This window comes from Agrobacterium sp. B1(2019), from assembly GCF_008274755.1.
Taxonomy (GTDB): Bacteria; Pseudomonadota; Alphaproteobacteria; order Rhizobiales; family Rhizobiaceae; genus Agrobacterium; species Agrobacterium salinitolerans.
The window spans coordinates 795309-814950 of the sequence record NZ_VTPB01000003.1 but is presented as its reverse complement, the minus strand read 5'-3'; the positions used below and the strand labels follow the sequence as shown (position 1 = coordinate 814950).

General features: G+C 62.0%; 16 protein-coding genes and 1 pseudogene. 15 read left to right on the top strand and 2 right to left on the bottom strand.

Translation table 11 applies throughout. From position 1 onward, the window contains the following. The first annotated feature begins 98 nt into the window (after nt 1–98). Nucleotides 99–2255, top strand: coding sequence for a ParB/RepB/Spo0J family partition protein (locus AGR1_RS24055; protein ID WP_149148488.1), 2157 nt, complete (start codon nt 99–101; stop codon nt 2253–2255). A gap of 837 nt (nt 2256–3092) precedes the next feature. Here the strand turns inward: AGR1_RS24055 and AGR1_RS24050 are convergent. Next, on the bottom strand, nt 3093–4004 hold the full coding sequence (locus AGR1_RS24050; protein ID WP_149148487.1) for a LysR substrate-binding domain-containing protein: 912 nt from the start codon (nt 4002–4004) through the stop codon (nt 3093–3095). Nucleotides 4005–4095: 91 nt separating this feature from the next. Between AGR1_RS24050 and AGR1_RS24045 the strand changes: the two genes are divergently transcribed. The 14 genes and pseudogenes from AGR1_RS24045 (at nt 4096) to AGR1_RS23980 (ending at nt 17746) form a co-directional block, all read left to right on the top strand. Then, entirely contained in the window at nt 4096–5139 is a 1044-nt protein-coding gene (locus tag AGR1_RS24045; RefSeq protein ID WP_149148486.1) for an LLM class oxidoreductase, read from the top strand. Between the two features lie 3 nt (nt 5140–5142). Continuing rightward, nucleotides 5143–6240, top strand: coding sequence for an alkene reductase (locus AGR1_RS24040; protein WP_149148485.1), 1098 nt, complete (start codon nt 5143–5145; stop codon nt 6238–6240). A gap of 46 nt (nt 6241–6286) precedes the next feature. Next, nucleotides 6287–7504, top strand: a complete 1218-nt coding sequence (locus AGR1_RS24035) for an MFS transporter (RefSeq protein ID WP_210248744.1) — start codon at nt 6287–6289, stop codon at nt 7502–7504. A gap of 67 nt (nt 7505–7571) precedes the next feature. Further along, a complete protein-coding gene (locus AGR1_RS24030; RefSeq protein ID WP_149148484.1) occupies nt 7572–8642 on the top strand; it encodes a LysR family transcriptional regulator in 1071 nt (356 codons plus the stop codon). A 325-nt stretch (nt 8643–8967) separates the two neighbouring features. Continuing rightward, nucleotides 8968–10464 carry an IS21 family transposase gene (gene istA / locus AGR1_RS24025; RefSeq protein ID WP_035226019.1) on the top strand — a complete coding sequence of 499 codons (1497 nt, stop codon included), beginning with the start codon at nt 8968–8970 and terminating at the stop codon, nt 10462–10464. Then, nucleotides 10461–11219: an IS21-like element helper ATPase IstB gene (istB, locus tag AGR1_RS24020; RefSeq protein WP_035226016.1), complete on the top strand. Its 759-nt coding sequence runs from the start codon at nt 10461–10463 to the stop codon at nt 11217–11219. Before istA ends, istB begins: the two co-directional genes overlap by 4 nt. A 135-nt stretch (nt 11220–11354) precedes the next feature. Beyond that, nucleotides 11355–12275 (top strand): annotated as a pseudogene (locus AGR1_RS24015) (conjugal transfer protein TrbE); the annotation flags it as partial. Beyond that, on the top strand, nt 12272–13036 hold the full coding sequence (gene trbJ / locus AGR1_RS24010) for a P-type conjugative transfer protein TrbJ (RefSeq protein ID WP_149148483.1): 765 nt from the start codon (nt 12272–12274) through the stop codon (nt 13034–13036). The pseudogene AGR1_RS24015 and the gene trbJ, both read left to right, overlap by 4 nt. Before the next feature lie 10 nt (nt 13037–13046). Beyond that, a complete protein-coding gene (gene trbK-alt / locus AGR1_RS24005; RefSeq protein WP_149148482.1) occupies nt 13047–13334 on the top strand; it encodes a putative entry exclusion protein TrbK-alt in 288 nt (95 codons plus the stop codon). Nucleotides 13335–13337: 3 nt separating this feature from the next. Beyond that, entirely contained in the window at nt 13338–14699 is a 1362-nt protein-coding gene (gene trbL / locus AGR1_RS24000) for a P-type conjugative transfer protein TrbL (protein WP_149148481.1), read from the top strand. After that, the gene (trbF, locus tag AGR1_RS23995; RefSeq protein WP_149148480.1) at nt 14696–15385 is read left to right on the top strand and encodes a conjugal transfer protein TrbF; all 690 of its coding nucleotides are present in this window, start codon (nt 14696–14698) and stop codon (nt 15383–15385) included. The genes trbL and trbF overlap by 4 nt, the downstream gene beginning before the upstream one ends. Continuing rightward, entirely contained in the window at nt 15382–16368 is a 987-nt protein-coding gene (gene trbG / locus AGR1_RS23990) for a P-type conjugative transfer protein TrbG (RefSeq protein ID WP_149148479.1), read from the top strand. Before trbF ends, trbG begins: the two co-directional genes overlap by 4 nt. Further along, on the top strand, nt 16365–17522 hold the full coding sequence (locus AGR1_RS23985) for a TrbI/VirB10 family protein (protein ID WP_149148478.1): 1158 nt from the start codon (nt 16365–16367) through the stop codon (nt 17520–17522). The genes trbG and AGR1_RS23985 overlap by 4 nt, the downstream gene beginning before the upstream one ends. 2 nt (nt 17523–17524) lie before the next feature. After that, nucleotides 17525–17746, top strand: a complete 222-nt coding sequence (locus AGR1_RS23980; protein WP_149148477.1) for a DUF2274 domain-containing protein — start codon at nt 17525–17527, stop codon at nt 17744–17746. 908 nt (nt 17747–18654) lie between these two features. Here the strand turns inward: AGR1_RS23980 and AGR1_RS23975 are convergent. Further along, on the bottom strand, nt 18655–19611 hold the full coding sequence (locus tag AGR1_RS23975; RefSeq protein WP_187772270.1) for a LysR family transcriptional regulator: 957 nt from the start codon (nt 19609–19611) through the stop codon (nt 18655–18657). Between the last annotated feature and the right edge of the window lie 31 nt (nt 19612–19642).

The following is a 19642-nucleotide window of genomic DNA, read 5'->3' as shown; positions in this document are numbered from 1 at the left end:
GGCGCTGCCCTCCTAGAGTGAGAGGGCGGCGCTTCGCTTCGTGACGGGTTGGAGGTCGAGAGAGAGGCTCTCGGCCGCTCGTCGCGGAGATTACCCCGATGGCTACTGCCACTCAGAAAATCACCCTGTCGTCCTCGCGCGACATTCCCTTCAACAAGCTCGTTTTGAGCCAGTCGAACGTCCGCCGCATCAAGGCCGGCATTTCGATCGAAGATCTGGCGGCCTCGATCGCGCGTCGAGGCCTGATCCAGAGCCTTCACGTCCGGCCGGTGCTCGACGCAGACGGGCAGGAAACCGGCATGTTCGAGGTGCCCGCCGGCGGTCGCCGCTATCAGGCTCTCGCGATCCTCGTGAAGCAGAAGCGCCTCGCCAAGACAGCGCCGGTTCCCTGCGTCGTCGGCGATGCCGCCAGCAACATCCTGATGGAGGAGATCTCGTTCGCCGAGAATGACGAACGCATTCCGCCCCATCCGCTCGACCAGTATCGCGCTTTCCAGACCATGCGCGACAAGGGCATGAGCGAGGAAGACATCGCCGCCGCCTTCCTCATCGACGTCAATGTTGTCAAGCAGCGCCTGCGCCTGGCCTCTGTTTCGCCAGTCCTGCTCGATCTCTATGCCGAAGACGGCATCGAGCTGAAACAGCTCATGGCCTTTACCGTCTCTGAGGATCATGCTCGCCAGGAGCAGGTCTGGGCGGCGATCAAGGATGGCTGGCAGAAGGAGCCCTGGCAGATCCGCCGCATGCTGACCGAGACTGCGGTACGCGCATCCGACAAGCGCGCCGTGTTCGTCGGTATCGACGCCTACGAGGCGGCGGGAGGCTACGTTCTGCGCGACCTGTTCGAGGACGACAACGGTGGCTGGCTGCAAGACCCGGTCCTGCTTGATCGGCTGGTCGGCGAAAAGCTGAAGACCATCGCCGAGGAAATCGCTGGCGAAGGTTGGAAGTGGGTCGAGATCGCCGTCAACTTCCCCTATGGCCACAATGACGGCCTGCGCGAGATCGTCGGCACGGCTGCCGATCTGACGGACGAGGAGCGTACTGCCCGCGAGGCTCTGCGTGACGAATATTGCCGTCTCGAGGCCGAATATGGAGAAGCCGACGAACTGCCCGACGAGATCGATCAGCGCCTTGGCGAAGTCGAACAGGCGCTCAACGCCTTCGAGCAGCGTCCGGTGATCTACCATCCGGCTGAGATTGCCCGCGCCGGCGTCTTCGTCAATATCGATCGCGATGGTGATCTGGTGGTCGATCGTGGCTATGTCCGTCCCGAGGATGAAGCTCCGCTCGTCATCGATGGCCAAGAGGGCAACGGCGATCCCGATGTCGTTGCTGCAGAAATCGACACTGACGGCGTCATCCAGCGCGCCGTCATCACCATTGGCGGCCTGCCGGTCGAGCCCGAGGACGATGACGAGGAGGACGTCATCAAGCCGCTGCCCGAACGGCTTGTGATCGAACTGACCGCACATCGCTCACTCGCGCTCCGTGATGCGGTCGGCGCCAATCCGCATGTCGCGCTTACAGCCCTGTTACACAAGCTGGTCCGCGATACCTTCCAGCGCACCAGCACGTCGGGCGCGAGCCTGCAAGCCTCGGTCAACCACGTCTTCTTTCGTGAACAGGGCAAGGATCTCGCCGATGCTCCGTATGCGAAGTCCGTCTCCCAGCGGCATGAGGACTGGAAGGCGGATATTCCGGCCGACGATGACGCGCTTTGGGATTGGCTTGCCGTGCTCGACGACGCCAGCCGCCAGGCGCTGCTCGCCCATTGTGTCGCCTACGGGATAAACGCGCTTTATGAGCGTCCGAATCCCCACAGCGCCACCGGGATTTCGCAGGCAGGCCTTGATCGCCGCATGGCCGAGGCCGATCGATTGGCGCGCGCCACCGGTCTCGACATGGTGGACGTCGGCTTCCGTCCCACGGTCGAGAACTATCTCGGCCGCGTGACCAAGCCTCGCATCCTCGCCGCCGTTCGTGAAGGCGCCGGCGACCGGGCGGCTGACCTGATCGCCCATCTGAAGAAGAGTGACATGGCCACCGAGGCGGAGCGATTGCTCGCCGAGACCGGCTGGTTGCCTGAGCCGCTGCGGCTCACCAATATTGACGGTGATCAGGCCGTGGAGACGTCGGTGGATGCCGATGGTGGCGACGACACCGCGCTGCCGGATTTCCTCGCCGGGGACGGCGACGAGGAAGACCTGGCCGGCGTCGAAGACGACGAACCGGCAGTGATCGCCGCCGAATAATCGACACGGTGGGGAGGAGCGCGGGCGGCTCTCCTTTTATCATTCATCACAAGCGCCCTGCCGTATGGTGGGGCGCTTTTGCCATGCTGTCCGCAGTCGATCAGACGGCGTCGGCCCTCGCCAGGATGGCAAGGCGGCTTGGGGCGTTTTGACTAGTGCAGATTTGCACATTTCCGATCCTTGTCCGGTCCGCTAGGTTTTGTACTCCCAGAAACCGGACAAGGACCTTCATATGATTAGTGAAATGGAATTCGTTGACTTGCCGGACGATCACCCCGACCGGCTGGAGAACTGCGGGATATCAAAATATAGCCTCTCACGATTGCGCTCTACATACCTGACCCTGTTGTCGGACTTTGACGACAAAACAGATGTCGACATCCTAAGGGAACCGAACGTCAATCGTCGCGTGCTCAGGGAACTCAGGGAAGCTCAAGCGAGACGCACGCGGCCTGAACAGGGTTGATGCTGGCGTTGCAAACGTTCAGGTGAAGCCCTGAGGAAGGGCTTCACCATGGAGGGGAAGAGGCCGACCGCGACGGGTCGAGTCCGGGCGGTTAAGAGGGCGCTGATCGGGCTTTCCCGTTCCCGCTCTCCCGGATTGAAAACCCAAGACTCTCCCAGAAGCTGGAGGGAAAGTGGGCTCAGGTCAACAGGAACACGATGCTAATGCCGCATTGCGATGGTCTGACAATCGCCGGGGCCGGTATCCTTGGCAGGAGAGAGGAAGAGTTCGGACGGTAGTTGGCGACGGGTTGAAGCTGAGAGAGGCTCTCGGCACTCGTCGCGGAGATTGCCCGATACGCCCCGTAAACTTGCGCCGATTCGTCGATGTGCTCACTCGGACTGAGTTACCTTCATATGGGCGCCGAGAAAATCTACGAAGGCACGGATGCGCGCCGCAAGATGCTCGTGACCAACATACACAGCGCTAAAGGTTTCGATGTCACCGGGATTGAAGTCGTCCAGCACCGGAACGAGGCGACCCGCATCAATATCCGGCTGTATATGAAACCGAGCCAGACGAGCTAGACCGAGCCCGGCGATCGCGAGCCGCCGAACCGTTTCACCATTGTTGACCTGCACCCGGCCATTGAGTGGGGAGTGGGAGATCGTTCCGTCCTGTGGCTGGCGAAACGGCCATTCGGCCATTGAACGACGAAAATTATAACCAATGCACTGATGATGCTTGATGTCCGAAGGCGTTTCCAATGGCGGGCTGCCTCTAAGGTATTCGGGCGCTGCCACGACCGCCATGCGGCTTTCCAGCAACTTGCGGGCCTTTAGTCCCGAGTCCTGCAACGGCCCGACTCTGATTGCGACATCGGTGCGGTTCTCGATCAGATCGACCATGCCGTCATCTAAAGACAGATCGACCTCGATGTCTGGGTACTGGGCGAGGAATGCCGGCAGGAGCGGCGTCACCGCGCAATGCGCGATGGGAACCGAGGCGTTCACCCGCAAAAGGCCACGCGGAGTGGAGCACGCCCCCGATGCTATTGCCCGCTCGGTGTCCTCGATCTCGGCCAGCACATTACGGGCGCGGCGGAGATAGGTCTCACCCTCCTGCGTGAGACTCAGCGAACGAGTCGAACGGATCAGCAGGTTTGCCCCCAGCCGCTTTTCGATGCGGCCAACGACTTTACTGACGGCTGAAGGTGACAACCCGAGCGTCCGGCTTGCGCCGGCGAAGCTGCCCCGGTCCACAGCCTCAACGAATACCTCCATTTCGCCGGCGCGATTGTTCATGGTCGCTTGTCCTCACTCAAGAAATAATTTCACTGCTGACGTTCCATAGTACGGGATTATCACAATAATGGCGAGCGGATACAGTCCAGGGATGGACAGCTACACCAACACTAAAACCGCACTCGAACTGATCCGGCGTCCCGACCGACTGACGCTGGGTGTCGAACTCCCGCTCGACAACGACTGGTCGCCAGAAGGCGAAGCGCGCCGTATCGCAGACCGGCGGCCGCATGGCGTGCCCGACCTTTCCCGTTACCCTGCGCTGGTCCGGCAGATCGACGCTTCGGGCTTTTCGGCGATCTGGATGCGCGATGTTCCGGTCTTCGATCCCAGGAATTTCGGCGATGCGGGCTCGATTTACGATCCCTTCGTCAATCTCGGCTTTCTTGCCGGAATCACGCAGAATGTCGCACTCGGCACTGCGGGTATTGTCTTACCGCTCCGTCACCCAATGATGGTGGCGAAGGCGGCCGCCTCCGTCGATCACCTGTCGGGCGGCCGGCTGGTCCTCGGCTTAGCTTCGGGCGACCGGCCAGTGGAGTATCCGCTGCTCGGCCTCGACTTCGAGAGACGCGGCGAGACCTTCCGCGTGAATCTCTCTTACCTGCGCGATGCATGGAAGGACGGCGGTCTGCCACTCGGCGACGGACTTATATCTAGCGATCTGGATCTACTTCCCAAGCCTGCTCAGCGAACCATTCCCACGATCATCGCCGGGAACGGCCAGCAATCCAACGAATGGATCGCGGCAAACATGGACGGGCGTTTCGTCTATCCCGGCGGTCTCGACCGGATGGCGGCACAGGCGGCAGATTTCCGACGGCTTCGTCAGGACGCTGGCCTGGATCGCGGCGTTTTCATCAGCGCATTTCATCTCGACCTTGCCGAGGATCCGGACGAATTACCGACGCCTCGCAAGTTTGGCGCACGGGTTGGCCGCAAACCGTTCCTCGATCACCTTGAATGGCTTCGCGGCGCCGGCGTCGATCATCTCGCGGTGCTGCTGCGACCCTCCCGCCGACCGCTGCCGGAAGTCATTGACGAACTTTCCCGGGACATACTGCCCGGCCTCGCTTCCGATGCGCTTGCGGCGTCGCCATCGGCGTCCATCCCAGATATCGGGCAAAGGGGCTAGACCGTGAGTAAGCTGTTCGAGCCGTTTAAAATCGGAAAGACTGCGCTGCGCAACCGCATAGCGATGGCTCCCATGACGCGTGCGCGGGCGCACGATGGCGTCGCGGACGACCTCACAGCCACATATTATCGTCAGCGCTCCGGCGCTGGCCTGATTATTACTGAAGGGACGCCGATTTCGCGCACCGCCGAAGGATTTTTGTTTATCCCGGGGATCTATACGGAAAAGCAGATCCTGGGTTGGCGTAAAACCACAAATGCAGTTCACGACGAAGGCGGCGTGATCTTCGCACAACTCTGGCATGTTGGCCGCGTGAGCCATGATTCGAACCAGCCGGGCGGCATTGCCCCCGTCAGTTCGACCGATAAAATCGCAGCCGACTCCCAGGCTTGGGGCTATCGCGAGAATGGCTCGCCTGGGCCCATCGACGTGTCCCGACCCCGAGCACTTTCCACCGAAGAGGTGCGCGGTGTGATCGGCGATTTCGCTCAGGCCGCTGCCAATGCTGACGAAGCGGGGTTCGACGGGGTCGAGATTCACGGAGCGAACGGATATCTGATCGAACAGTTCCTGAATCCGCTCGTCAATGACCGCACGGACGCGTATCGCGGCGACACGCTGGAAGGACGAACGCGGTTCCTGTTCGAGACCATCGACGCCGTCATCGAGGCCATAGGGACGGCAAGGACGGCGGTGCGGCTGTCTCCGTTCGGCGGACTCTGCGATATGGGAAAGTACCCCGAGATTGAGGAAACCTATCTTTACATCGCCGAACAACTATCGAGACGCGGAATCGCTTACGTCCATCTGATGGACCAGAAATCGCGGGGCAGCACGAGTATTCCGTCGGAATTTCTCAAGCTGTTCCGGGACCGTTTCGACGGTGCGCTGATCCTTGCCGGCGGCATGACCGGCGCGGGGGCCGATCAGTATATCACCGGCGGACTGATCGATATCGCCGCCTTCGGCGAGCCCTTCATCGCTAACCCTGACCTCGTTGCCCGGCTGCAAAACCACTGGCCGCTCGCACAGGCAGATCGCGCCACCCTCTACGGAGGGGATGCGCGCGGATACACGGACTATCCGAGATTTACCCCTTGATCTGCCGCGTAGATGCGCGGCCGAACACGATGAGAGAGATTTGCACATGAGCACAAGTAGACTTCCCGCCCTGTTATCCATGATGATCGGGGCCTTCGCCATCGGCACCACCGAATATGCGAGCGTTGGTGTCCTCCCCGACATTGCCGAGGACTTCGGGGTCAACCTGGCCCAGGCGGGGCTCGTCATCAGCGGCTATGCGCTTGGGGTCAGTTTCGGATCGCCGATCGTCGCCGCCTTGACCGGAAGCCTTTCGCGCAAGACGCTGATGTTGGCGGTCATGGCCTTGTTCGTCATTGCCAACGCGGCGGCTGCCCTGAGCACGAACTATACGTTTCTTATCATCGCGCGGGTCGTCACGGCCTTGCCGCACGGCATCTTCTTCGGCGTCGGCGCGGCCATCGCCGCCAGCTTCGTTTCGGAAGACCGAAGAGCTTCGGCAGTTGCGATCGTATTTGGTGGCCTGTCGATCGCGGTCGCGGCCGGTGTTCCGATAGCCACCGTCATCGGCCAGCGCCTCGGCTGGCCCATGTCCTATTGGTTTGTCGCGGCGGTGGGTTTTGTGTCATTCGTCGCCATGGCCGCGACCTTGCCCCGAAAGGTCGACATCGCGCCGGCAGGAAGCCTTATGGACCAGATCAAGGTGCTCGGTAGCGGGCGGCTGCTGATGGCGTTCGGCATGAACTTCTGCGCCTGGGGCGGCACGTTCGTCGCCTTCGCCTATCTCCCCAGCATCCTCGCGGACATCACGGGCTTCAGCCCGAATGGCGTGGCCTGGATGCTGGCGCTCTATGGCGTGTCGGTGATCGTCGGCAACTTCCTTGGTGGTCGGGTGTCCGACAAGGCCGTGGTGCCGGCGCTGGCCCTGATGCTGGGTGCACAGGCGGCCGCGCTGTTGATCTTCACCTTCACAGCGCCATCCATGATCGGTTCGATCCTGACGCTTGGCGTGCTCGGCGCACTTATGTTCTGCAATATTCCGGGTCTGGCGCTTTATGTCGTGCAGCTTGCCATGCGCTATCGACCTGGAAGCGTCGACATCGCTTCCACCATCAATGTGTCGGCCGCGAATGCCGGTATCGCGCTTGGCGCCTTCATCGGCGGAACGGTGGCCGACTCCCGTTTGGGACTAGGCGCAACGCCGTGGGTCGGCGCAATCATGGTCGGGATTGGCCTGCTGCTGACCTTGTGGAGCGGCTATCTCGACCGGCGCGAAGCACGCGGTGTCCCAGGTGGTGTCAGGCCGGCCCCCAGCGAAGCATGAGTCCGCCAGGGGGAATGCGCTCACCGGGCGGGTTCCACCAAGAAAACCCAGAAAGCATCGACTAGGCATGGACGAGACAAGTATTGCTCACGATACAAACGCGTCATTTCAACCGCGCGCCGATCTCATCGAAGCGGCGGTTCGACCGGATGTGTTGTCTTCGGGAGATGTCGAGAAATCGCAGGGCCGAGCCAATCGTCACCCCGGCATCGCGCAACTACTGACAACGCGTTTAGAATTGCGCCAACTTCGTTGCTTTCTGGCGGCCGTGGAGCACGGTAGCTTTCGCAGGGCGGCTGATGCACTCGGACATGAACCATCTGCAATTAGTCGGTATATCCGTGATCTTGAAGATACACTTGGGGCATCACTCTTTCATCGGCACAGCCATGGCGTGAAGTTGACGGTCGCTGGTTCACACTACTTGCGTCCCGTACGCGAGGCCTTCCGGAAGCTGAACGAAGGCGCATCGACAGTGGGTTCGATCGGTCGCGGCGAGACGGGTGAGGTGCGAATAGGCGTAGCCTCTTCGCTCGCGTCCGGCTTTCTCGCCGATTTGATCGCCCTATACCAAGCCGCACATACGGAGGTTCGGGTTATCGTTGAGGAAACAGATGCACCTAGCCAGATTGCTGCTGTCCGCCACCTCAATCTCGATGTCGCCTTTCTCTGCGGTCTTAACAACGTCGCAGATTGCGAGATCACCCCGCTGTGGCACGAGCGGTTATTCGCCGCACTTCCGCGGCGTCATAGGCTTGCAGACAAGCAAACGCTGACTTGGGCGGATCTGTCGCCCTATTCGCTTCTCAAAAGCAGCAAGTCGCAGGACTGCGACATTCATAACCATGTGTTGGCGCAATTCGCCAATCTCGGTAAACAACCCAACTTCTGCGCGCAGGATGTGGGTCGCGATAATCTACTCAATCTCGTTGCCATAGGAGCCGGCATCAGCATTACCAGCGAGGCAGCAACCGCCCTTTGTTATCCAGGGGTAACCTATCGCGTCATCGGAGGCGAAGTGCTTTACTTCAAGGCGGTCTGGTCCCGGCACAATGACAATCCGGCATTTCGGCGGCTGTTGAGTCTCGCGCAGAGATTTGCACTCGACAGCCGCAGGAAACGTGGTCAAGGCGGGTAGCGCGTCGCGTTGAACTGAGAGCAGATTTGATGCTCCGAACTCCTCATCTTGTCGACTCCAAACAAGACCTACCTTGCACGTCCGGTCACCATACCCGAGGCCGGACTTGCCACCGTGACGCCCACGCTGTGATCTCGTCGATTGTATTTCCGGCCCCGCGAAATGCACAAATCATGCATTTTCAACAGTATTGAAGAAGCGCGTGAGAGCGGCGGTGGAAAAGTCGGCCACGGTAGCGGCGGAATAGTCCGTCCGCGGGCGGAGTAAAATCCGGCCACCTATTTCCTTTCTGCAATGATCGCAGGAGGGACAGGGGATCTACACCGTGGAACTTTATTTGAGGGTTCGCCTGGCTGTTTCCGAAGGGATGACGCAGCGTCAGGCAGCAAAGCATTTCAACGTATCGCGCGACAGCGTGGCCAAGATGCTGTCGTATTCGACACCGCCCGGCTATCAGCGACGTTCGCCGATCCGGCGTCCGAAGCTGGATGCATTCGTTTCGACGATCGAGCAGTGGCTGGAAGCTGACATGGTGATGCCGCGCAAGCAGCGGCATACTGCCAAACGGGTGTTCGACCGGCTTCGTGACGAGTGCGGCTTCACCGGCGGCTACACGATCATCAAGGATTATATGCGCGAGCGGGATCAACGCCGCCAGGAGGTGTTTGTGCCGCTGTCGCATCCACCGGGCCATGCGCAGGCCGATTTCGGCGAGGCGACGGTGGTGATCGGCGGCGTCGAGCAGAAAGCTCGCTTCTTTGTGCTGGATCTTCCTCATAGCGACGGATGTTATGTGCGTGCCTATCCGGCGGCAGTGGCCGAAGCCTGGGTGGATGGTCATGTCCACGCCTTTGCGTTCTTCGGGGCCGTGCCGCAGTCGATCGTCTATGACAACGACCGTTGCCTTGTCGCAAAGATCCTGCCCGACGGCACACGCAAGCGGGCAGCGCTGTTCAGCGGCTTCCTGTCCCACTACCTGATCCGGGATCGCTATGGGCGGCCGGGAAAGGGCAACGACAAGGGGAATGTCGAGGGTCTTGTCGGATATGCCCGACGCAACTTCATGGTGCCGATCCCGCGGTTTGCGACATGGGATGCGTTCAATGCTTTTCTGGAAGAGCAGTGCCGCAAACGCCAGCGCGACAAGCTGCGGGGCGAGAGCGAGACGATTGGCGAACGGCTGCAGCGCGATCTTGCGGCCATGCGTCCCTTGCCGGCGTCGCCGTTTGATGCCTGCGACCAGGCCAGCGCTGTTGTGACAGCCCAGTCGCTGGTGCGCTACAAGACGAACGACTATTCCGTACCGGTCGCCTACGGCCATCAGGACGTCTGGGTCCGGGGCTATGTCGATCAGGTGGTGATCGGCTGCCGCGGCGAGATCATCGCGCGTCATCCGCGATGCTGGGAACGGGAAGACGTCGTCTTCGATCCCGTCCATTACCTGCCGCTGATCGAGCGGAAGATCAATTCTCTGGATCAGGCGGCTCCATTGCAGGGCTGGGATCTGCCAGACGAGTTCGCGACGCTGCGCCGGCTGATGGAAGGCCGCATGGCCAAACATGGGCGGCGAGAATACGTGCAGGTTCTGCGCCTGCTGGAAAGCTTCGACCTTGCCGATCTACATGCAGCGGTGAAGCAGGCGATACAGCTCGGCGCGATCGGCTTCGATGCGGTCAAGCATCTGATCCTGTGCCGGGTCGAGCGCCGGCCGCCGCGGTTGGATCTGGCGATCTATCCCTACCTGCCGACGGCGACTGTCGAGAAGACGTCAGCAAAGGCGTATATGCGCCTCCTGTCATCTGATGCGGGAGAAGCGGCATGAGCAGCGACGCGCCAGAGATCCTGCTTGGCCACTATCTCAAAACCCTCAAGCTGCCGACCTTCCAGCGCGAGCACCAGAAGCTGGCCCGGCTATGCGCCACCGAAGGCGTCGATCATGTCGGCTACCTGTTCCGGCTTGCTGAACGGGAGATGATCGAGCGGGACCGCCGCAAGGTCGAACGTCGGATCAAGGCGGCCAAGTTCCCGGTCGTCAAAAGCCTCGACAGCTTCGACTTCACAGCCATCCCCAAGCTGAACAAGATGCAGGTGCTAGAGCTTTCCCGTTGCGAATGGATCGAGCGCCGCGAGAACGTCATTGCGCTGGGCCCGAGCGGCACGGGAAAGACGCATGTCGCACTCGGTCTCGGCCTGGCCGCCTGCCAGAAGGGCCTGTCCGTCGGCTTCACCACGGCGGCGGCCCTGGTCAGCGAGATGATGGAGGCGCGTGACGAGCGGCGTCTGCTCCGGTTCCAGAAGCAGATGGCCGCCTACAAGCTGCTGATCATCGATGAGCTGGGATTTGTGCCACTATCAAAGACCGGGGCGGAATTGCTGTTCGAGCTGATCTCGCAACGCTACGAGCGTGGTGCCACCCTGATCACCAGCAATCTGCCTTTCGACGAATGGACGGAAACACTGGGGTCCGAACGTCTCACCGGCGCACTGCTCGATCGCATCACCCACCACGTCAACATCCTCGAGATGAACGGCGAAAGCTATCGTCTCGCTCAAAGTCGCGCCCGAAAGGCCTGCTAAAACTCCCCTCAAAAAATCGCCGCGCCGGCCTAAGACCCCCGCTCGGGCTACGCCCTCCCGGCCGTCTCAGGCCGGCGCCATAGTGGCCGACTTTTGCTCCGCCCCATGGCCGGTTTTTACTCCGCCGTTGACACGCTTGCCCGCATCCACGACACCTATGAGCGCGCCTGGGCGGCTGACTGGATCGTCGCAATCCTCCTGCGGGAAGGGATCAAAATCACCCCGGAGGCAAAGGAACACATCTGGACGGCGCTGACCTCGCTCGCCTCGGCGCCTGTCGGCGAACGTACGATCACCGGCCTCGGCGTCCTTCTCCAGTCCAACGATCTCAAGCAGGCGCTCTGCCCTTACTGCGTCGGCGGTCCCTATGGCCGGCTGCTCGATGCCGAGGCCGAGCATCTTGGTTCGGCGGACGTGCAGGCATTCGAGATCGAAGGTCTGGTCGGGACGGGCGCAGCCCCGGCTGTTCTCGCCTATCTCTTCCACCGCATCGGCGACCGACTCGACGGGCGGCCGACGCTGCTCATCATCGACGAGGGCTGGCTGGCGCTGGATGACGAAGGTTTTGCCAGCCAGCTCCGCGAGTGGCTGAAGACGCTCCGCAAGAAGAACGCTTCGGTCATCTTCGCCACCCAGTCGCTTTCGGACATCGACAATTCGGAGATTGCTCCAGCGATTATCGAAAGCTGCCCGACGCGACTGCTCCTGCCGAACGAGCGTGCGATCGAGCCGCAGATCACGGCCATCTATCGCCGCTTCGGACTCAACGACCGTCAGATCGAAATCCTCGCGCGGGCGACGCCCAAACGCGACTACTACTGCCAGTCGCGGCGCGGCAATCGCCTGTTCGAACTGGGCCTGTCCGAAGTCGGGCTCGCGGTCTGCGCCGCTTCCTCGAAATCCGACCAGACGCTGATCGAGAACCTGCTCGCCGAACATGGTCGCGAAGGCTTTCTCGCAGCCTGGCTCAAGGCCCGCGATGCCGGTTGGGCGGCCGATCTCATCCCGACTTTTCGCTCTCTCGTCCCCGAAGCCGAAAAGGAAACTGAATCATGACGACCCGTTCTGTCCGCTCTCCTGCCGTCCTTCTCGCAGTGACCATGCTCGCCATGCCGCTGGCGCTCTCGCCGGTGGCCACCACGCCTGCCTACGCCTGGAGAATCGTCTTCGATCCCAGCAATTACGCGCAGAACGTGCTCACGGCGGCGCGAACGCTCGAACAGATCAACCACCAGATCACCTCGCTTCAGAACGAGGCGACGATGCTGATCAATCAGGCCCGCAACCTTGCGAGCCTGCCATTCTCGTCGCTCCAGACGCTTCAGCAGAATGTTCAGCGCACGCAGCAGCTCCTGACCCAGGCCCGGAACATCGCGTTCGATGTGCAGCGGATCGATCAGGCGTTCCAGCAGCAGTACGGCAACGTCTCCATGTCGGCCACGGATCAACAGCTCGTCTCTGATGCGCGCTCGCGCTGGCAGAATACGGTCGGCGGTCTGCAGGATGCCATGCGCGTCCAGGCCGGGGTCGTCGGCAATATCGACACGAACCGCACGCAGATGAGCGAACTGGTGAACCGGAGCCAGGGCGCGACGGGCGCACTTCAGGCGACGCAGGCCGGCAACCAGCTCCTGGCCCTCCAATCGCAGCAGCTCTCCGATCTGGTCGCATTGCTTGCCGCCAACGGGCGCGCAGGCGCACTGACCGAAGCCGAGCGCACAGCGGCCGCCGAACAGGGCCGCGAGCAACGCCGCCGCTTCCTGACGCCCGGTTCAGGCTATCAGCCGGGCAACGCGCAGATGTTCAACGGCAACTGAGGGCGAGCTTATGGACGGCAAGATGCTGGCCCGGCTGGGCGCTGTCGTGTTCGTCGCGGTCGCCATCACGGCGGCGGTCGTCGAGCTGACCCGAAAGGAGGAGCCGACAAAGGATTTCTCCACGCGCATCGTCGAACCCCGGCGCGATCCGCTGCGCGAAGGGCAGCGCCGGTGCCAGCAGCTTGGGGCAACTGCCGCGAATGACACCGAATGCTTGGCGGTCTGGGCTGAGACGCGAGATCGGTTCCTCGGCCGCTCGCCCGCACCCGCGTCGCCAACCTCCAGCGAAGGGCGGTGAAGCATGGGCGGCTCCGGCGTTATCGACACGTTCCTCGGCACCTTCACACGCTATATCGACTCCGGCTTTGGGCTGCTCGGCGGCGAAGTGGCGTTTATCGCCACATCGCTGATCGTAATCGACGTCACCCTTGCTGCGCTGTTCTGGAGCTGGGGCGCGGACGACGACATCACCGTGAGGCTGGTGAAGAAGACCCTGTTTGTTGGGGTGTTTGCCTACCTGATTTCCAATTGGAACAACCTCGCCAGGATCGTCTTCGACAGCTTCTCCGGTCTCGGATTGAAGGCCGCCGGCACGGGCTTCACCGCCCAGGATCTGCTGCGTCCTGGCAAGGTGGCACAGACCGGGCTCGATGCGGCGCGTCCCTTGCTCGATGCCATCTCGCCGCTGATGGGCTGGATCGCGGTCTTCGAGAACCTGATCCAGATCGTCTGCCTGCTCTTTGCCTGGGCGCTGGTGATCCTCGCATTCTTCATTCTGGCGATCCAGCTCTTCGTGACGCTGATCGAGTTCAAGTTGAGCACGCTCGCCGGCTTCGTTCTGATCCCCTTCGGCCTGTTCGGCAAAACCGCGTTCATGGCCGAGCGCGTGCTTGGCAACGTGATCTCCAGCGGCATCAAGGTGCTGGTGCTCGCCGTTATCGTCGGCATTGGCTCCACGCTGTTCAGCCAGTTCACGCAAGGTTTTGGCGGCCAGACACCCAGCATCGATGACGCCATGGCCATCGCGCTCGCGGCCCTCTCGCTCGTTGGCCTTGGCATCTTCGGTCCCGGCATCGCCTCCGGTCTGGTCAGCGGCGGTCCGCAGCTTGGCGCAGGTGCCGCAGTCGGCACCGGCCTTGCTGTCGGCGGAGCAGCACTTGCCGCCGGCGGCGGCGCTATGGTGGCTGCCAAGGGTGGGGCCGCTCTTCTTTCCGGCAGCGCCGCTGCCGCGCGTGGTGGAGCTGTTGCGGCCGGGGCGGCATCGTCCGCCTACACGCTCGGTTCTTTGGGCCAGTCGGGAGCATCTGGCGTGGCATCCGGCATCGGGGGCGTAGCACGCGCCGCCGGCTCTGCCTCCGTTTCTCCGTTGCGCCGTGCCGCTTCCCGCGCGTCCGAGAGTATGAAATTCAGCTTTTCAGACGGCGCGCGGGCCGGCGTCAGCGCCACCGGCGGCTCCTTCTCGTCCGGCTCGGGCGCCGGCGAATCCGATCCCGCGTCCGTCGCTCCCGCAGCCACCCCCGACCAGCCGCCGGCCTGGGCGCAGCGCATGAAGCGCGGCCGCCACGTCTCTCATGGCGTCAGCGCAGCCGCCCACGCAGTTCGCTCGGGCGATGGCCATGGCTCCGGCTCATCAGTCAATCTCTCCGAAAGTGACCGCTCATGAACCTCTTCAAACGACCGGCCGTGCATTACGGCAAGACACCTGAGCCTGAAACACCTTACCAGAAGGCCGTACAGGTCTGGGACGAACGACTTGGGTCGGCGCGCGTGCAGGCGAAGAATTGGCGCTACATGGCGTTCGGTTCGCTGATCCTCTCGGCCGGCTTCGCCTCCGCACTGGTCTATCAGTCTGCGCGCGGGACTGTCGTGCCATGGGTGGTTCAGGTCGACAATCTGGGTCAGGCTCAGGCCGTCGCGCCAGCCACGGCAGAATTCCGCCCGACCGATCCACAGGTGGCCTGGCATCTGGCGCGCTTCATCGAGCAGACCAGAAGCATTCCTGCCGATCCGATCATCGTGAGGCAGAACTGGCTCAGGGCCTATGAATGGACGACCGATAGGGGAGCGGCGGCCCTCAACGACTATGCCCGCGCCAACGATCCCTTCACGAAAGTCGGCAAGCAGCAGATCGCCGTCGAGGTCTCCAGCGTCATCCGCGCTTCTCCCGACAGCTTCCGCGTGGCGTGGACGGAACGGCATTTCGAGAATGGTCAGCTCGGCGCGACCGAGCGATGGACCGCGATCCTGACCATCGTCATCCAGCCGCCGCGCGATGCGGAGCGCCTCAAGGTGAATCCGCTCGGCATTTACATCAATGCGATCAACTGGTCGCGGGAGTTGAGCCAATGAACCGGCCGATGATCCGCAAACTCGCCTTTGCGGTTTTCCGTAAATCCGCGCTTCCGGTTTTGCTGATTTCCGCCTCCACGTTGGCGGGCTGCGCCACGCCACAGAAGCCGCCAGAGATCAGCTATGATCGAGATGTTCCGGCTTTGCCGGCTGTTCCGGTGTCCGTGACAGACGATCGGCCGCGTCCGATCCACATCCCTCCGACCTGGACGCCGGCAAAGGGCGGCACGGCGGCCAGCACACCAGTCGCTCGCGTCGAGAACGCCAACGCCGCAGCTCGCGTGCAGCCGCGCCGGGAGGGCTACTTCAATGCGATCCAGATCTACCCCTGGTCCGAAGGAGCGCTCTATCAGGTCTATGCAGCTCCTGGGCAGATCACCGACATCGCGCTTGAACCCGGCGAGTCGCTGACGGGCGCTGGACCGATCGCGGCCGGCGATACCGCCCGCTGGATTATCGGCGACACCGAGAGCGGCAGCGGCACGACCCGCCGCGTGCATATCCTCGTGAAGCCTTCCCGGCCGGACATCACGACCAATCTCGTCGTGACCACCGACCGCCGCGTTTACATGATCGAGCTGCGTTCCGGCGAGAAGCCTTATATGCCCGCCGTCGCCTGGGCCTATCCGCTGCAGCGTGTCGGCCAGAGTCAGCGCATCCCGGCGATGCCGGTCATCCCGGCCGTTGCCGCGCGCAACTACCGCTACGGCTTGACTGGTGGCAACCCTCCCTGGAAACCCGTTTCCGTCTATGACGACGGCCGCAGGGTTTACGTCGAATTCCCGCGCGGTATTGTGCAGGGCGAAATGCCGCCGATCTTCGTCATCGGATCGGACGGTGAAGCGCAGCTCGTCAACAGTCGTATCCACCAACACATCCTGATCGTCGACCGCCTGTTCGGTGCGGCCGAGCTGCGCCTTGGCGGCGACGACCGTCAGCAGGTCGTCAGGATCGTTCGGACCGGCGGGAGACCCGCATCATGAGTGAGAACAGTACCAACAATGCAGCTCCAATGCGCCTTCGCGCCGAGACGCCGCGCGTCACACGCCTTTCGCGGAAAGTGCTGGCAAGCGTTGCGGCCGTCGGGCTCGTCGGCATCGGCGGCGCGCTGATCTACGCTCTCCAGACCCGCGATGGAGGCCGGGGCGGAGAGGAACTCTACTCTACCAATAACCGCCAGACAGCGGATGGCCTTGCCGGCCTTCCGCGCGATTATACCGGACCTGTGCTCGGCCCGCCGCTGCCCGGTGATCTCGGGCGGCCAATTCTGGACGCCCAGAACCGGGGCCAGCCCGTTGTTCCGCCGACAATCACGACGCCGACCGTCGACGAAGCCGAGCAACGCCGTCGAGCCGAGGAAGAGGCGGCCCGCACCAGCCGCGTCTTTTTCCAGACCCAGCCAGGCGCGACACCCGCGACGCCCGGCGGCTCGACCACGCCAAACATGCCCGGCTTCGATCTCGCCGGCCTCGCGGGGCAACCCGGCCAACAGACCTCCCGGGATCGGCAGCTTGCATTCCTCAATGCGCCTGTTGATCGCAGGACCACATCGACGGATCGTGTCATGCCTCCGGCCTCGCCCTACATCCTTCAGGCCGGGGCAGTAATTCCGGCCGCGCTCATCACCGGCATCCGTTCCGATCTGCCCGGTCAGATCACGGCGCAGGTGACGGAAAACATCTACGACAGCCCAACCGGCCGAATTCTCCTTGTGCCGCAAGGCACACGGATCATCGGACAGTACGATAACAACGTGCAGTTCGGTCAGAGACGGGCGCTGCTGGTCTGGAACCGGCTGATCTTCCCGAACGGCCGCTCGATCGTGCTTGAACGCCAGCCGGGCGCTGACACGCAAGGCTATGCTGGACTTGAGGATCGCGTCGATTATCACTGGTGGGATCTCGCCAAGGCGGCGGGATTGTCCACGCTCCTCGCGATCGGCACCGAACTGGCCGTCAGCGACGAAGACCGCCTGGTTGCTGCAATCCGCGATGGTACGCAGGACACCATCAACGATGCCGGGCAACAGATCATCCGCCGTCAATTACAGGTCGCGCCGACGCTCACGATACGACCGGGCTTCCCGGTTCGTGTCATCGTCACGCGCGATCTCGTCCTCGAACCCTATAGAGGTTGACCATGGCAAAGCTCAAACTTGGACCGATCTCCGACGATAAACCCGTCAAGGTGACGGTAGAATTACCTGCGCCGCTCCATCGGGATCTCGTAGCTTATGCTGAGGTGCTGACCCGCGAGACCGGCCAACCTGTGACCGATCCCGTGAAGCTGATCGTACCGATGCTGGAACGGTTCATCGCCACCGATCGCGGCTTCGCCAAGGCGCGGCGAATCATCCCGTAAGTCCACCGCATTTTGGCAACGAACAGATAACCACATTGCTTGACGAGTAAGAAGGGAGCGGCAGTTAGATTTCAGTATCCTTGAAAGTGATGCGTGCTATTCTCCGCTCTCGCTTGTCAATAATATCGACGGTGCGGCGATCGCGAGTACATGTCCATGAAACTTGCAGGCAGAATCTCAGATATATTCCGAAAGCTCGAAGCGCTTCGTTTCAGAGGCAGAAGGCGAAAGCGCCAGCACCTTGCTCCGGCGCTGGCGCAAAGCCTCAACCAACGCCTTTCACTAGGGGTCTTTCAATCCTCTGCACGAGCATTCTTGCCGTGGCCGTTTTAACGCGTTCCCTTCTGATTTCTCGATCGCCCGCCAAAATCTTCATGACCTTGAGACCTACAGACTGATTCTCGAGGCCGCAAACGCGATCTCCGCCGAGCGAGGACCGGCGAATACGGTCATGTCGGAAGATCCGGCGCCTGAAGGGCTATCGGCGCAGCGCCTCGCGGAGTTTAGGGCGCGGACCGACGCCGGCACTGGCACGGCTCGCCTCGCCTCCGGCAACGCCGCTCGGCCTGCATCAGCACGTCGTTCCTGAGGAAATGCTAAAGGCGGTCATCGAGCCGCTTTCCACCGCTCGTTCGAAAGTCGATCGCACCGCGGCCATCCCCTACGGGGAACTGCACGCACACGAAAACTAGGATGCCATTGAAAGCATGTTTCAGGTCAGCGATCGCTTCTGAGCGATTGTCGCGCTCACCGCGAACGAGCTTATGGAGCACGACAGTTCGCGCTGCTCCTGGGTAAGCTGACGACCTCAGACGAAATGGTCGCCTTGAAGACGTCGAGGGAGGAGTGGGTCGCCGAAGACGAGTTTCCTCCGTATGCGGCGCTGCGCACTACCTGAGAATTGGACGTCACCTCTGATTGCGGATGTATTCGAGGAAAACCCGCATGGCCGCGCTCGTATGCCGCCGGCTCGGATAATAGAGATACCAGCTCGGCAGCTTCTGCTTCCAGTCGGTGAGCAATTCGATAAGTCTGCCTTGTTCTACATCGTCGCGGACATAATCCTCAAACAGGTGAGCTATCCCCGATCCCGCAAGCGCGGCCTGGAGCTCCTGATGCGCCGAACTCAGCGTCAAGCGGCCTTTCGGAGTGATTTCCACTTCCTCGCCGTCCTTCTCAAACTTCCACGTCACCATGGTTCCGCCAGGGAAACGGCGACGAATACAGTCGTGCTGCAAGAGGTCGTGCGGAGAGCCGGGTCGGCCGCGCTTGCGAAGATAATCGGGCGAGGCCACGATCGCATATCGCAGGGCGGAGCCGAGCGGCATGGCGATCATGTCCTGGGCAAGTTGGTTTCCGAAGCGCACGCCGGCATCGAAACCCTGCTCCACGATATCGATGATCGCGGCATCGCTGACGATCTCGATGTTGACCTCGGGATAAATTTTCATGAACTCGAAGGCCAGCGGACACAGAACGTGGTCGGCGGCCGGACCCGGCGCATTGATCCGCACGGTGCCGGATGGGCGCTCGCGAAGCTGATTGAGATCGTCGATCGCCGTTCTGATATCGTGAAGAGCGGGCCTTAGCCGCTCGAGAAGCCGCTCGCCCGCTTCAGTAGGCGCGACGCTGCGTGTCGTTCGGTTCAAGAGCCGGATGCCCAGCGCTTCCTCGAGCACGCTGATCGATTGACTGATGGCGGACGACGAAACGCCCCTGCCAAGCGCGGCGGCTCTGAAACCGCCACGGCGCACCACGTCCTCGAATATCTCCAGGCTGTCAAGGCGTAGCGGCCGCATTGCAAAGTCCCGCTTAATAAGCTGATCCGTTTTGATTAGCTTATCCGCACGTCCGACCTGTGTCATCCCTAGAGAAATCAAACGCGGCACCTGCGAT